At 62.2% G+C, this 14742-nt stretch carries 9 protein-coding genes; 6 read left to right on the top strand and 3 right to left on the bottom strand.

Annotated features, from left to right (window positions below):
- Window positions 1–576: 576 nt before the first annotated feature.
- The 4 genes from ACLBKT_RS15665 to ACLBKT_RS15650 all read left to right on the top strand — a co-directional run bounded on the left by ACLBKT_RS15665 (window position 577) and on the right by ACLBKT_RS15650 (window position 7359).
- Window positions 577–2250, top strand: coding sequence for an alpha/beta fold hydrolase (locus tag ACLBKT_RS15665; RefSeq protein ID WP_410183918.1), 1674 nt, complete (start codon window positions 577–579; stop codon window positions 2248–2250).
- Between the two features lie 90 nt (window positions 2251–2340).
- Window positions 2341–3333 (top strand): hypothetical protein, encoded by a 993-nt coding sequence (locus ACLBKT_RS15660; protein WP_410183917.1) that lies wholly within the window; start codon window positions 2341–2343, stop codon window positions 3331–3333.
- Between the two features lie 241 nt (window positions 3334–3574).
- On the top strand, window positions 3575–6265 hold the full coding sequence (locus ACLBKT_RS15655) for a PAS domain-containing protein (protein ID WP_410183916.1): 2691 nt from the start codon (window positions 3575–3577) through the stop codon (window positions 6263–6265).
- Window positions 6266–6450: 185 nt separating this feature from the next.
- Window positions 6451–7359, top strand: coding sequence for a GGDEF domain-containing protein (locus ACLBKT_RS15650; protein ID WP_410183915.1), 909 nt, complete (start codon window positions 6451–6453; stop codon window positions 7357–7359).
- An 81-nt stretch (window positions 7360–7440) separates the two neighbouring features.
- Here ACLBKT_RS15650 and ACLBKT_RS15645 read toward each other — a convergent pair whose 3' ends face one another.
- Both ACLBKT_RS15645 and ACLBKT_RS15640 read right to left on the bottom strand, forming a co-directional pair.
- Window positions 7441–7851, bottom strand: coding sequence for a hypothetical protein (locus tag ACLBKT_RS15645; protein WP_410183914.1), 411 nt, complete (start codon window positions 7849–7851; stop codon window positions 7441–7443).
- A gap of 731 nt (window positions 7852–8582) precedes the next feature.
- Window positions 8583–9200: a PilZ domain-containing protein gene (locus ACLBKT_RS15640; RefSeq protein WP_410183913.1), complete on the bottom strand. Its 618-nt coding sequence runs from the start codon at window positions 9198–9200 to the stop codon at window positions 8583–8585.
- 156 nt (window positions 9201–9356) lie between these two features.
- Between ACLBKT_RS15640 and ACLBKT_RS15635 the strand changes: the two genes are divergently transcribed.
- Window positions 9357–10118, top strand: coding sequence for a response regulator transcription factor (locus ACLBKT_RS15635; RefSeq protein ID WP_410183912.1), 762 nt, complete (start codon window positions 9357–9359; stop codon window positions 10116–10118).
- Window positions 10119–10288: 170 nt separating this feature from the next.
- Window positions 10289–11938 (top strand): DUF885 family protein, encoded by a 1650-nt coding sequence (locus tag ACLBKT_RS15630; protein WP_410183911.1) that lies wholly within the window; start codon window positions 10289–10291, stop codon window positions 11936–11938.
- A 179-nt stretch (window positions 11939–12117) separates the two neighbouring features.
- On the opposite strand, the gene ACLBKT_RS15625 is transcribed toward ACLBKT_RS15630, so the two are convergent.
- On the bottom strand, window positions 12118–14718 hold the full coding sequence (locus tag ACLBKT_RS15625) for a collagen binding domain-containing protein (RefSeq protein WP_410183910.1): 2601 nt from the start codon (window positions 14716–14718) through the stop codon (window positions 12118–12120).
- Window positions 14719–14742: the final 24 nt, after the last annotated feature.

Genomic DNA, 14742 nt, shown 5'->3' with positions numbered 1-14742 from the left:
CAAAATTGGTGAAGTGGTGGAACACGACCAGCGGGAAGAACCAGGCCATGTAAGGCAGAGTGCGGGAAATCTCATCGGTGGTGGCGTAGGCGATGATCGCCCCTGCGTTGAGGTGCACGCAATAGTAGACGGTCAGGCATCCGGTGATCACACCGGTTGCCATCGCTGGCCGGATCGACACTGCGACCAGCAATCCCCCGGTGACGACGGCGGCAATGCCCAGCACCCACGATTCTGGGCCGGATACATCGCCGAGGCCGACGGCAACGACCGTTCCCAGCATTGCCCCGACAAATGCAATGATCAGCGATAATCTGACCGAGTTTTGCGCTTGCCTGCGGCGATAACTAAAGCGGCTGATGTCCGTATCGTTCATGCCCGAACTGCCTTCAGTATGATGCCGCAGATATCGAATAGCACAGGAGCCTGTTCTCGGGCAGCTCGGCGACTTCCGCGCGCCGCGCCGCTCACTGATTAGCATGATACGGCTCGGCTTGTTTAACCCATTTAGGGGGATGTCGTGTGGCGACGCGCAAGCCTATGACTTGCACGGTTCTCTAAGGAGGCGGCGGCGCAGTGCATAAGGTCGATGTCATCCTTCCGGATCGATGCGAAGAAGGGCCGGATGCAATCGGCTCGGACCAGGGGTGGTGGCAGGTCCAGTTCACTCGGCTTGAAACGCAAGGCGAGGGATTCTGGTTCGAAACCTACAATGACAAGCGCTTCGGGCCGACCACTGTCATTGTCGGTGACAGCGCGGCCATGTGCCGGATCATCCTCGACCCCGCACTGAAGGGCAATGCGATGTCGGCACGCAACCTGTGCGTGCTGCGGCCAGACTGGACCCTGATTGAGGCGCAGTTGCACGGCTTTGCCCGGGACTTCGGAATGTCGCCATCGGTCACGCGGCTGGTCGTCGCCTTGTTCCAGTCTGGCGATGTCCGGGCCGCGGCGGCGCGCGTCGGGCTCGCCTATGAAACGGCACGCGAATATCTCGGCACAGCGCGCCAGATGGTGGGCGCGGCCAACCTTCAGAACCTCATCACGCTCATTGGACTGGGGATCGCCCGCACCGGGAGCAATGCCGAAGAAAGCGACGCTTTGCTCGCCTACGCCTATGGCCTGTCAGAAAGGCAGACCCAGATCGCGGGCCTAATCGCCAATGGCGCGGCGCGGCAGGAGGTGGCGCGCATGCTTAAGGTGTCCGAAGCCCTGGTGAAGAAAGAGCTGGCGCATATCTTCGCCGCCGTCGATGTCACCAATGCGGCCGCTCTCGCGCGGACGATGGTGGAGTTCCGGCTGCTGGCAATCGCGACCACCCTGCATGACGGGCACGATCCCTTTCCCGAAGCTGTTCACCACGAGCTCACCCTGACCGCGCGCGATGGACGCGTCATCATGGCGAGCGACTATGGCCCACGCTCGGGCGAGCCGCTGTTGGTGCTGCATTCCAGCATGACCAATCGTCCGGTCAATCGCGCGCTGGTGGAAGCGCTGCAAAACAATGGCTATCGGCCGATTGCGATCGACCGGCCCGGCTTTGGCGGGACGGATGCAGCGCCGGCGGATTGCCGGGGCGACGACTACTTCAACCTCGCCGCACGCGACATCATCGACGTCTGCGAAGCCAAGGGCTGGACCCGCATCAAACTGGTCTCGCGCGGCGCGGCGCAGATCATCGTCGCACTGCAACGGCAATGCCCTGCATTGATCGCCGCGGCCGTGATCATGAATCCCGATCCCGATGCCCGGTCGAGCTCCAAGCGAAGCGGCTTTCTGGCAGCGATGAAGCGCAACTTCGTGCGGCGGCCATGGGCCGCTGGCGTGATGTCGCGCTGGGCTGTGCAATCGCTGACCTTCGCACGGGTGCGCGACAATGTCCTGCGTTCGGCCGCGGGCTGTCCGGCCGATGAAAGGACAATGGCCGATCCCTTGCACATGCAGGACTATTATCGGGGCGTGATGGCCTTTCGCGCAGGCAAGCTCGATGGTTTCGTGCGTGAACAGACAGCGCTTGCGACCGTGGGCATGCCGCAACCGCTGCGCGGAACCCACCGGCTGACGCTGCTGGTGGGCGATCAGGACAGCATCCACGATCCCCATGAAACCCTGCGATACTGGCGCAAGGTTCTCCCCGATGCGCACATCACAATGGTACCGGGTGCGGGGCGCTTCATGAGCTTCAGTCACCCCGAACTGGTCGTGAAGGCACTCAGCCGGCAGTCTGCCATCCGGCCATCGCCGGTTTAGGTACCCCGATCCCCCCAAACGGATATGCCGCCGCATCCGCGGCTGGTTAACGTCCAGCACAATGCACAGGATTGTCGAATGGGGAACACTATGAAACGGTATCTAGCAATCGCACTATTGGCCATCGTGGTGGCGGGGCCATTGGCATTGCCAGCCCAAGGGGCCGATCCGAAGCCGTCCATCAAGATCGACAAGCCTGCCGCGATGAATGCGTCGAAGCAGGTGGTGGTCGGTAGCTTCGTGGTCGCGTTCCTCATCGAACGGCGTGACAGCGCCAAAGCAGGGGGCGGGTTGTTGGGCTCGGGCTTCGGAGGCAAATCTTCGGCCCGCAGCAGATTGGCTGGCCTCACTGACGCCGACTTCCAGGCCGCGACCGATGCGGCCTATGCCGATTTCGAACGGCAGATAACCGCAGCGGGCTACACCGTCGCGGATCGCGCGCAGGTGCTGGCCGCCGTCACAGAAGGCGGCGCCAAGGCTCAGGAGAATGGCGCAGAGAAGGACCTTATCCTTGGCCGCGATTCCAAGGCTGAGGCCCGGCTGTTTGCTCCCTCCGGGTGGGGCGGCCCTCTCATCGCACGCGAATTTCTGGGTCTGATGAGCCCCGGCGGGTTCAATGGTACCCACAGCGCCGTGATGATGAGCATGAAGGGGCAGCAATTCGCCAAAGCCAGCGGTCAGGCGGTGGTCAACGTCTTCTATGTCGTCGATTTCGCGCAGGCCGAAACCTATGGCGGCGCGTTCCGCAATGTCTCGGCGGTCAACGTCAAGGCGGGACTGGCGACTGTGCCCGAAGCCAGCAAGCTCGTGGTCTTTGCGCCGAAGGGACAGATCGGCACGGCCACCTTGCGTGAACCAATCGCGGTGGGCGGTGCCTTTGGCGAGTTTGCCGACACGCAAAGCGGCGGCGAAAAGGCGCTCAACACCGCCGCCAACATCATCGGCTTTCTCGGCGGAGTGGGGACCAACAGCTCGAAGAAATACACCATGACAGCCGACCCCGTCGCTTGGCGCAGCGGGCTGACGGAGTTGATGAGCACCACCAATGCGCAATTCACCGCCGCCATGAATGGAGCGCGCTAAGGCGTAAGCAAACGGATCGCGCTTCTTACCGCCAGCCCCCGATGCTGGCGGTAAGGACCGCTCCGTCAAACCAGGGGCCGTCCACCCTTTCCCGTGAGATGCCCCCAGGTTCTGCCCACCATAGCCCAATAAACAATTCCCTAGACTGGTGCACATCCGCTAACACTGTGGTCGGTGACATGGTTGGCGGCCACGATCTTTGGCTCAGTTGCTCCAACTCAGCGCTAGAGTGGGGACTGGAATGGGCGGAGCCTTCTATACAAGCATGTTGGACGCTGTTTCCGACGGGGTTGTGGCGTTCAGCCCGGACCGACGGATTATTTATTGCAATCAGGCATTTCTTGATATCACCGGCCTTGACCGCAGCGATCTGGAACATGGGCTTTGCGCAGTCATGCGTGGCGCCGACACAGATCTTCACACTATCGCCAAGATCGATGAAGCGCTCGCCAACGGCAAACCGTTTGATGGCGAAGTTCTGAACTACCGCAAATCCGGCGAAGCCTTCTGGAACCATTTGTCATTCAAGCCAGAGACCGACGCGACCGGCAACGTAACCCATTTCATCGGGATTTCGCGCGATGTGACAGCCAACCGCAGCACACAGACACGCTTTTCCCAGCTGGAGCGGGATTACGAGTTCATCTGCGAGAATGTGCTGGCTGGAATTATCATCCGCGATCCGGACTCCCGCGTCCGCTATATCAACCCCAAGGCGAGAGAAATGCTCGGCCTGACCGGGGATGTGACGCTTGACGCGGCCACCGTGGAGCGGGGCTGGCAGCTCCTTCGTCCTGATGGATCGGTGATGCCCACTGAGGAGTACCCGTTCTACCGTGCTCTGGGGGAACGCGCGACAGTGCGAGGCGTGTTGCTGGGGCACAGGCGGACCTTGGACGACAAGATCGTTTGGGCATTATGCGACGCGTTCCTCGCCAATGATGACAAGGGTGATGTGGCTGGGGTGCTGGTGAGCTTCACCGATGTTTCACGCCTCATCGAAAGCGAGCAGACCGCCCACGCCTATCGCGAACGCTTCGAGCTTGCGGCGCGCGCGAGCCAGGATGTGATTTTCGAGTGGAATATCGAAACGGGGGCATTCAGCGCCAACGAAGCGTTCAAGAACGTCTATGGCTATGAACCGCCGCAGATCATGGGTCCCGGCAATCTCGACGCCCGCAATGCCGTTGAAACCGATCAGTACGCGGTGCGCGATATCACGCTGAAGGCCATTGCATCCGGTAATGAGCGCTTTTCCGTCGACCACATGATCAATCGCCCTGATGGATCAATCGGGCATCTCGTGATCCGGGCCTTCATTGTCCGCAATCCGCAAGGCGAGGCTTTGCGCGTGATCGGGACGGTGACCGACATTGGTCAGCTTACCGCCGCGGTTGCAGAACTGGAGGAATCCGAGACTCGCTTCCGCATCATCGCTGACACGGTCAGCGACATCCTGTGGGATCACAATTTCGAGACCGGGCGATTGTGGATGACGCCGGACTGGAACGTCAAGCTGGGCCTGGAGGCCCCGCAAGAGCCGGTCACGACGGATGGGTGGGTGCAACTGATCGACCCGGCTGATCTGGAAGCGACGCTCCAGTCCTATCGCGAAGCCTTGAAATCGGATGCGACGCAGTGGGAGCGTGAATACCAGGTGGTGGGCGCGGATCAGCGCAAGATCGATGTGGCAGTGAAAGCGTGCATCCTGCGCCGTCCCGATGGCAAGGCTTACCGCGTGTTGGGCAGCGTGCGCGACGTCACCAATCTGAAGCGCCAGCAGGAAGGCTATAGCCGCGCCCGAGCGCTTGAAGCCGTGGGACAGCTGACCGGCGGCATCGCGCATGACTTCAACAATCTGCTGATGATCATCCTCGGCAATGCTGAGCTGCTGGGCAAGAGCATCCTCAGTGAGCCGGATGCCGAAAGTGTCGCCTTGATCGGTCATGCGGCGGAAAACGCCGCCACTTTGACCAAGCGCTTGCTGGCATTTTCCGGCCAAAACCGGCTTAAGGCAAGCCGCGTCGATATGGCGGCATTGCTCGATAACATGTGGCCGCTCCTGCGTGCCGGGCTGCCGGAAAGTATTTCCCTGAGCCGGAGCATCGATGAAAACATCTGGGAGGCGAATGTCGATGCCAACAGCCTTGAGCAGGCGATCATCAATCTTGCCATGAATGCAAAGGACGCCATGCCGAGTGGCGGGGAGATCTCGATCCTTTGCGAGAACCATGTTGTGACAGATGACATGGTGCCCAATGCATCGGGTTTGGCCGCTGGTCGTTATGTGCTCCTGTCCTTCTCGGACACCGGCAGCGGCATGTCGGAGGAGGTCTTAAGCAAGGCCGTTGAACCCTATTTCACGACAAAGGAATTCGGCAAAGGGACAGGACTGGGCCTGAGTACGGTCTATGGCTTCATCACCCAGTCGGGCGGCAGCTTGACGATCCATAGCGAGGAAGGTGTCGGCACCACCGTCAATCTCTATCTCACCGCCGGTACGGGGTGCGATCTGCCGGATACCCATGACGCTGTCGAGGCAAGGCACGACCCTGCGCCCCGACATCATCGCATTCTGGTTGTGGAAGACCAGCCAGACGTGCGCTCGCATGTCGAAAGGTTGCTTTCGCGGCTTGGATACGCGGTCGTTGCGGCGAGTGATGCCGTATCGGCGCTTGCGCTTCTGAAGGAAGGGCAGACGTTTGATCTGCTCTACACGGATATCATCATGCCGGGCGGTATGAATGGCCAGGAACTCAGCAAAGCCGCCAAGCAAATCGCCCCGGGGATGAGAGTACTTTTCACCTCCGGTTATCCGGCCGCTGCGTTCGAACACCTGGGTATCGAAGACCAGAGCAGTATCAATATCCTCCGCAAACCCTACAGGGCCAAGGAGCTTGAGGACGCCATCGCCAAAGCGATCTCCGACTGATTGATCTCTCGGGATATTGGGGTTCGCGCCTTCTCAAGGCTGGCCTGAGGCCTGAAGTTAACAGAAATTTCGCTTGCTTCCGCTATCTCTTGCCCATGGGAACCGGAAGAAACATCGACCGGCGTAAAGCGCAGCCCCAAGCTATCCGGCTTGGGCAACCCCTATTCATGCACGTCCCAAAAGCAGTGGCCGAGCCCGTGTTGACGGCCAGCGCACTGATCACAATTATTGCGAGCAACGCTGCTTCCGAAGTGTCTTTTGGCCCATTCTTATTGGTCATTTGCGCTTTTGGCGCCTGGTTCCTGGGCAACAGATTTGCACTCTTGCTCAGCTTGTTTGTCGCATCCATTCAGATACTCAATGGCCACGCACCCGCTCTCGAGGGTAGCCCCCTCATCATGGTGTTGAAGTTTCTGAGTGTCTTGGCGGTCGTCCTGATGCTCGGCGTGGCACGGGCCGCGCTTGAACTGGAGTGGCGCTACGCCAGAGTTGACCAATTGACGGGTGCGCTCAATCGGAAGGCATTCTTCGAGGCTATCGAGAGCGGAGGGAGCCGAACAGGCCTGACTGTCCTGGTCTATGCCGATGTCGATGGCCTCAAGCTGATCAACGATCAGTTTGGCCATGATGCCGGAGACCGGGCCCTTAGCGGCCTGGCGCATCGCATGAAGAACACAATCAGGAAGGACGATATCTTCGCCCGGATCGGAGGCGATGAATTCGCAATCATACTGAAAGTGCGGGACACTCATGCCGCGGAATTGGTGGCAAAGCGGCTGAACGACGCCCTCAATCTCGAGCCTCTCACGGGAGAGATCGATATACGATGCAGCTTAGGTGTGTTGGTTTTGCCGAAAGGCTCGAAGTCTATCGATGCCGAGCTGAAGCAAGCTGACACGTTGATGTATCGCGCCAAGCAGGCTCAGGTCGGCATGATGATGGCGATTTCCATCGAGGGCGACATGCAAGAGCTCGCTCCGCCAGCTTCGCGCATCAATTCTGATGGTCAACAGCGTGCAGCTGTGCGTTCGGCGAGGCGCGCCACCGTGGTTGCAAGAGGTGATGATACGCCCGAAGGCACTTTGGCGGCGTGAGAGTGCCTTGCGTGAACGCAGTTTAAGTGACGGGTGTGGGGTTCCTTTCGAACCCGCCCGCACTTTGGAACGGCTCTGAAATCAGGGCATGGCCACAAGATATGCCCGCGTCGGTGGCGTCTCGCCCGGTTCGCCTTGGCTGGCCATTCCTGCGGATCGCGCCGCGCTCATGCCTGTTGGTGCGAAAGCAAGCGTTCCGCCATTTGTGAGAACGACATAGGGCGCGCTGGGCGTTACGCCGTCCGCATCTCTTGCGCCCAACGGCTTTGGTGTGTCCTTGCCTCCAACCTCCAAGGTCGAGCCAACATAAATCGTCTCGGGAATCACAATGGTGAAGTCGAGCTGTGCTGACGCTTTCATGCTGGCTATCGGGGTTGTCTCGAACCGTGACCCGGCCTTGGCTGCCTCAGAAAAGGCAATGAGCGCGGTTAGCGCTCCGAGCCCGCTTAGAGAGGATTCCGCCCAACGCTTCATGCCGTGTCCCTTCACCATGACGATGCGATAGGATGGCAAGACTACGTGTTTTTACCTCGGAAAGCGTAGCCAGTGGCCCAATGACTGGTACGGGAAAAAGCCGCAACTGCAGGTTAACCAAAGAGCGAGCAACGACCGGTGCTTGCCCAAGCTGGAGCCTCGGCACCGTTTCGGCCTGCGTCCGGCAGCGTGACAATCAGGTTGGTGTGACGGTTCGGTCCGACGCCCCCTCATCGCCACGATCCGCAAGACGGCTGGGCCGTCGTCGCGGATCCGCGATCGGCACCCAGCGAGGCACTTCGCGGTCGCTGCTTGCCCCGCTTCAGGATGTGACAATGGCTTCGCCGGGATGCGCGCCTTGCTTGAGAATAACGGGGAACATCGGTTCGTTACGGCTCGCCCTCGGCACCAGCCGAGGCATTTGAGCCGAAAGGCCGACCGGAATGACGGATGGGCGGTCAAGGCACCAGGCGCAGGTGGAGACCAAGCCATCGCGCGCCTGGAAACCTTGACCAAATCGTGACTCAGTTTGTTACTACGCCTCGACTTCAGGCATCCCGTAACTGGCCATTTGCCATCATCTCAGATCGCAACGGCGAGGCTCCGTCAGTTGAGGCATTACCGTTTATAGGGCCAGCGCGGAAAAAAACGGTGAGGACCATCCCCGTACCAATACGGGGCTCCGCTGTGGCGGCTCAATGCGTCAACCATTGACGCGGATAACCGAACCTCGCCTTCGCCGTTTGAGATTAGGTGGCCATGCCACTCAGGGCCGGTAGCTGCGCCGGACTGGCGTGCGGGTGTGACTGAACCGTTGGTTGTTGCAGCCTTTCGACGAGGTTCCGAAACTCACCCGGATGCATCGGCTCTGCAAAGCGCACGCCCGCGCACCCCTGCCGGGCCCAACGGATTGTAGCCAGTTCAAAACAGCGATCAGCAATCTTGAGTGAAACCAATTGCCCAGCTCGAAACTCGTACGGGCTGCTGATGCATGCGCCTCGAATTGACAGGTTGCTGATCGTCACGGCCTCCTGACGACCGTTCACGAACAGGTGTGCAGAGAACGACAGGGGCAGACGGACCGAGCGCGGCGGGAAGATTTGGGGACTGCCATTCGCCAAGCTATCGGCTTCCGCACTCACGCCAAAGCGTCCGTCCTTCACCCACTTCACAACCCCCGTCCGCGGCCCCGCCGAGTCAAAGCAATACTGGATCTCATCGCCCTCAGCGGCACCCGGATAGGCGTCAAGGCAGACCCCTGAGTCCGATACATTCCGCAAAGTTACATAAAACAGGCCCGACTGGGTCCGCACATAGGCGCTCTTAAACGTCGACGTTGCGCGAGGTTCGTGCCGCCTGTCCAACATCTTTCGTCCTTTCCAATCCTAGCGTTTCGGGCAACCGCTCTGCCCAGCAAACGTCTATTTAGAAAGGAAAACCAGAACGTTTGCACCCAACCCAGTAATGCCCTGTCATGAACATTGATTGATAATTTACCACGTAAAGGATCATTCTGGACGAACGTGATCGTTACGCCTTGGCGCATACCCCTGACAGGTGTATTCTATGACCTGAGTTATAGCTTTGCCTCGCTCGATTGCCCACTACGCAAAGGATATTGCGGCGGTGGATTTTTCCCGCGAACTTCGAAAGCAAATCTGATGCAAAATCAGGCGGGTAACGGGACTCTGGTCGCGATCGTAGATGATCAGCGCGATGTCCGCACGACCATCGGAAAGGGGCTGGAACGGCACGGTTACCGTATCCATCCCTTTGCGAGCGGGGCAGACCTTCTCGAAGCTCTCGAATACCTGGAGCCTGATTGCATTCTGCTCGATTTTCGGATGCCGGTGCTGGACGGCATGGCGACCATGAAGGCGATCCCCCCTCATTGTCGGCATATTCCCGTGATCTTTTTCACCTCGCATGGCGACGTGGCCCTCGCCGTCGAGGCCATGCAAAATGGTGCGCGCGACTTTATTGAAAAGCCGGGCACATTCGCAACCATTATCGCTAAGATAGAAGCCGCGTTGATTTCCAGCAAACCCCTGGTCGAAAAGTCGCATTCGGCTTCCGAGGCGCGCGATTTGATCGCAAGCCTGACCAAGCGCGAGCACGAAGTCATGCGACTGGCGTGTGACGGCATGCGAAACAAGGAGATCGCAGACACGCTGAACTTGGGTGTGCGAACTGTCGAATCCTACCGACATCAGGCCATCCAGAAGCTTGGCGAAAGCAAGCTCATCAACATCGCAAAGATATTTCAGGCCGCCCAAAGCAGTTGAGCCTGCCCGAATTGATCGGCGGTGACAGGCCAAGACAGCGCTATGCCGGCTGATGTGACCGCAACCTCTCCCGAAGCAATCCAAGCCGCGCGGTTTTTGACACGGTCGATTTGTCCTCTGGACAAACGGCCTTTGCCTTCGCACCCTGCCGCCAGCAACCGGAGGCAATCATGCGGCATTTCCTGACGTTCCTTTTCCTGATGGTCTTGTCGTCCGTGGCGAATGCGCAAGCCGCGCCCAGCGGCACCTATGACGAACTTCTCGCCGTGCATGAGGAGCTTCAGGCCTACATGGTGCCAGCCTTCACGCCGAGCGTGGTGCTCGATTCAGGCGCCCGGGTCGGCGAGCTTTATGCTGACACGCTCATGGCGGATAAGCGCGCCGGTCTGACGCACTTTGAGGAACGCCTCGCGGGGATGGCGGTCGATCGCTGGCCGCGTGATCAACAGGCTGATTTCCTCGCTGTAAAATCGCTGCTGAATGGCTACCGCTTCAATCTGGAGGTGCTGCGGCCGTGGAAGCGCGACCCCGGCTTCTATCTGGATCCCCTGATGCGGGTCGCTTTCACCGATTTGGGGGCAGGTGCGCAGGTGCGCGGGCGGCTGTCGGCACAGCTCGCCGCCATTCCGCCGATGCTGACGGCGGCGCGCGCCAACCTGACCGAGGTGGCAGGCGACTACGCTGACCTTGCGATCTTCAACCTTGAGAACAGCGACGGGGTCAATCACTACCACCCCTACCGCGCCGTGCCCCCGCCCGGCATCATTGGCTGGTATGATGACCTTTTGGCGCGCAGCCGCGCCGATGCTCCTGAACTTGAGCCTCAGGTCATGGCGGCGCGCGCCGCGATCGTGGCGTTTCGTGACTGGCTGCGGGCCGAGCGCGGACGCATGACAGCCCCCGCGGGCGTCGGTGCGGAGCGTTACGACTGGTACATCCGGCACGTGCGGATGATCCCGCTCTCGTCAGCGGAAATGTTGACGCTCGCCGAACGTGAGCACGAGCGCATGACCGCTGCGCTCGCGATCCTGCACCATCGCAACCGCGACCTGCCGCAGCTTGAATTGTCCAAAAGTGCGCAAGAGCAGCAGGAGAAGGTGCGCCGGACCGACCAGCTGGTGCGTGAGTTCCTCGTGCGCGAGGACATCATCACAATTCCTGAATTCGTGGGCGAGCTCGGCAGCAACACGCCTTGGATCGAGCGGCCAACCGGCCCGAATTTCTGGGAGCAGATCCAGTTTCGCGATCCGATCCCCGACCATCTCCACGCGGTCATCCCCGGTCACCGCTTCGATGCAGTCCTGGGCGAACGCGACAAGCGCCCGATCCGGGGCCGCTACAGCGACGGCGCGCGTGCCGAGGGCTGGGCAACCTATCTTGAGGAGGCGTTGATGCTGGCAGGGGCGACGCAGCACTCGCCTCGCGCTGACGAGTTCATGGAACTGTTCGGCATCTTCCGCGCGGCCCGCGTTCCTGCCGACATCGCCATGCAGCACAATCGGTGGAACGTTCGCGAGGCAGTGGACTACATGCGCACAAAGACGCCCTGGCTCGACGAGGACGTGGCGCGGGTCGACGCGGAAATCTACCTGCGCCGCCCGCCCGGCTATGGGATCGCCTATACGATCGGCAAGCTGCAGATGGACGCGCTGCTGGCCGATCGCTCGCAGCAATTGGGCGAGCGGTTTTCGCTAAGGGAGTTCCACGATACCTTTCTGGCCGCCGGAAGGCTGCCCATCGCGCTCATCCGCTACGAAATGACGGGGCTGGATGATGAGGTCGCGCTGTTCTGGAAGACCCCGCCGATCCCGGCAGGATAGGGGTTCGTCTCTCCTTGGCCACCAAGGCCGCGACAATGGCGATTGCCACAGGTCCAGAGCCGCCAGATGCCATCTTGTGCTCTGGAAATCGCTCTTTGGACTAGGTAACCCCTTGCCTCGGCCTTGTTCTGGGAGCGGGATCGCGCTTCATTTTCAGCTGAATGGACGGGCAAGATGTTTCATCGCACCCAGTCAGGTCCCGGAGCGATCAGCAGGCTTCGGCGAGCATCGGGTGCGGCGCGCGACAGGCTAATGGGGGTGGAGGCTTGCGCGCCCGCCTCGACCTGCCAGCTTCCAAACTTTAACCCATCGAACAGGACGTAACCGTCAAAATCAGTGATCGCGCGCGCGACCTCTTCGCCAGCCAAATTGCGCAGCACCACCGGGACGCCCGAGCGCGGGGTCTGACGGTCATTGGCGGCGAGCAAGACCTGCACCTCGATGCTCCCGGTCGGGGATAGCGCGACGGGCACGTGGCGGATCTCACCCGGGCGCAGGGCGAGGCGGTCGCCAGCGCGCGCGGGTCGCAAGGTAAAGTCGGTCAGCGAGGACATCTGCGTCTCGATCTCCACGTCCGGCCCCGGCGCGATGCCGCCGATCAGGACCGTGCCGTCCGCAGCCGTTTCCTCGCGCCGCAGCGCTGCGCCGACAATGAAGCGCCCGCCGGAGACGCCCTCCTCCGCGACTCCCCGTGCGCCGTCACCATCTTCGTCGACGAACAACTCGGCCATGATCGCGCCGCTGCGGGCGATCCCCGCCGGGGCCGTGCGCCAGCGGCTGGGTCCGCGCCACAGGCCAAGCGTCAAACCGATGCCAGCACGCCAGCCATCGCCTTCGCGCCCCGCCGAAGCGCTGAGGCCGAGCGGACCGAACTGCTGGCTGAAGGTCGCCCCGCCGCCGATTGTGCCTCTGTCCGTTTGCCAGTCGAGATCGAGCGCGAGATTGCCCGCACCCAGCTTGCGCGCCGCGCTGAGATTGGCGCCGTCGATGTGCCAGCCGTTCCGGTCCGAGGCGGTAATGCCGCTCCGCAGCCGCCAGTCGCCCCGGCGCGCGGTCACGCCGAGCGCGGCCGTGCCCTGCCATGGCGCGCTGCCCTCGCGCACCGCGCCAAGGGCGAGGTTTGCCTGCCAGTCGGCCATCGGCAGCACCATCCGCGCCGCGGCGATGTGACGTTCACCGCCGCGCCGCAGTGCCCCGGTCTGCACCCGCGCTTGCCAGGGCAGGCTGAGGCGGCCAAGACCGATCCGGCCCTGTCCGCTCACGGTCATCACCTGCGCAAATTCGCGCACCTGAGGCGGCAGGCCGGGGCCATCGTCGCGCCCATGCTGGGCGAGGTCGAGCACCAGATCCTGCGACCCGATCCGCCGCGCAAGTCGCAGCGCGCCGCCATAGCCGCCCGCCCGGTCGCGCGCCCCGGTCAGCGCCCACAGCCCGCCGCCCAGCGCCCCGTTGAAACCGAGCGCGACGGCCGGTTGTCCCTGCGTGCCCGCGCGCACATCAAGCCGCGCGGTCACATCCGGCGCCATGCCCCAGTCGAGGCTGGCAAAGGCGGTCGGCCCGGCAGGCTCACCCGCCAGCGTTTCGCCGAGCAGCGGCTTGCCCCCGTCGACGATACCGAAGCTGTAGCCGATCTCGTTCTCGGCGTTCATTTCGGTGCCGACGAGGCGCGTGAAGACCTGCTCGTCCACCTCGCCATTGGGGCCGTAGAGGCGCACGACCCAGCGGTTCTCGCCGATGCGGACGGGGATGTCGCCGAACTGCCATTGCCCGGCGGCGTCGGGTTCGCGGGTAACGGCGACGAGGCGTTCCTCATGCCACAGCTCGGCCTCCCAGCCTTGCGGAAGCGGGCCGGAGAGGGTGATGGTGTCGACCAGATCCGCCCGCCACGGCGCGCGTGATGAAATGACAAGCCCGCGCCCCGACAGCGCGTCGGCGATCAACGGTTGGGCAGGCGCGGCAATATCGCCAAGGGCGAGGCTGCGCGCGCCGAGCGGACCGAGCAGGTCGGGCGTATCGCGCGCGTCGGAGAGGGTGAAACCGGGGGTGATCCGGCCGTCATTGGTGACGGCGACGCCGATCCGGCCGGCAAGCCCGAACAGCGCACCGCTGGCGAGCAGATTGGCGGAGACCTGCTGCCCCTGAGGGGTCATGGCGATCCCGGCGGCAAGATCGGCGCTCCACAGCTTCACCCCGCCTTCCGGCCGCGCGAGCAGCGCGAAACTGGGGCGGGAGGTCTCGGGACGCAGCCGCGCTTGCCGTTCTTCGCGCGTGAGGCGCATCAGCACCGGCAGTGCGGCGGTGGGAGCGATCAGCAGGCGCTGGCTGACCGTGTCATGGCTGAGGCTCATCGGGAGGTAAGCGGCCACATCGGTCAGCGGCAGGCACGCGCCGCTCGGGCTGGGCAGCAGGGCGGCGGCGGGGATGGTGACCGTGCGGCGCGGCTCGGGCAGGGTCAGCGTGATATCCTCGCCAGCCGGTTCATGAGCCAGTTCGAGCGCGTCGAGCAGCGGGAGGATCGCAACGCAGGCCCCGCCATCTGCGCCCAGATCATGCAGGGCGATGGCATCGACGATCAGCTTGCCATCGGCGAACAGGGCCGGAAGGGCGAGCCCGTCAGCGGCCTGACCGGCGCGCTCCGCGGCGGGGTCGCTGCCAAACAGCCGGTCGAACAGGCCGTCCTCTTGCGCCCGAACAGGGGCGGCGACTGCGCCTGCCAGTCCGACTGCGCACAGCAGCCGGAGGGCCAGCCATCGCAGTGGCCAGAACGGGCGGTGGGACATGGGTGCTTACCGAGCCAGGTCATG

It is taken from the genome of Erythrobacter sp. W302b, from assembly GCF_046452395.1.
GTDB lineage: Bacteria > Pseudomonadota > Alphaproteobacteria > Sphingomonadales > Sphingomonadaceae > Erythrobacter.
Note: the sequence above shows the minus strand (reverse complement) of the source record. Positions and strands in the feature narration are given on the sequence as shown.

Excerpts from the sequence above, each read along its gene's own strand:
- ACLBKT_RS15660 (WP_410183917.1), top strand. The coding sequence starts at position 2,341 with ATGAAACGGTATCTAGCAATCGCACTATTGGCCATCGTGGTGGCGGGG.
- ACLBKT_RS15655 (WP_410183916.1), top strand. The coding sequence starts at position 3,575 with ATGGGCGGAGCCTTCTATACAAGCATGTTGGACGCTGTTTCCGACGGG.
- ACLBKT_RS15645 (WP_410183914.1), bottom strand. The coding sequence starts at position 7,851 with ATGGTGAAGGGACACGGCATGAAGCGTTGGGCGGAATCCTCTCTAAGC.
- ACLBKT_RS15640 (WP_410183913.1), bottom strand. The coding sequence starts at position 9,200 with ATGTTGGACAGGCGGCACGAACCTCGCGCAACGTCGACGTTTAAGAGC.
- ACLBKT_RS15630 (WP_410183911.1), top strand. The coding sequence starts at position 10,289 with ATGCGGCATTTCCTGACGTTCCTTTTCCTGATGGTCTTGTCGTCCGTG.
- ACLBKT_RS15625 (WP_410183910.1), bottom strand. The coding sequence starts at position 14,718 with ATGTCCCACCGCCCGTTCTGGCCACTGCGATGGCTGGCCCTCCGGCTG.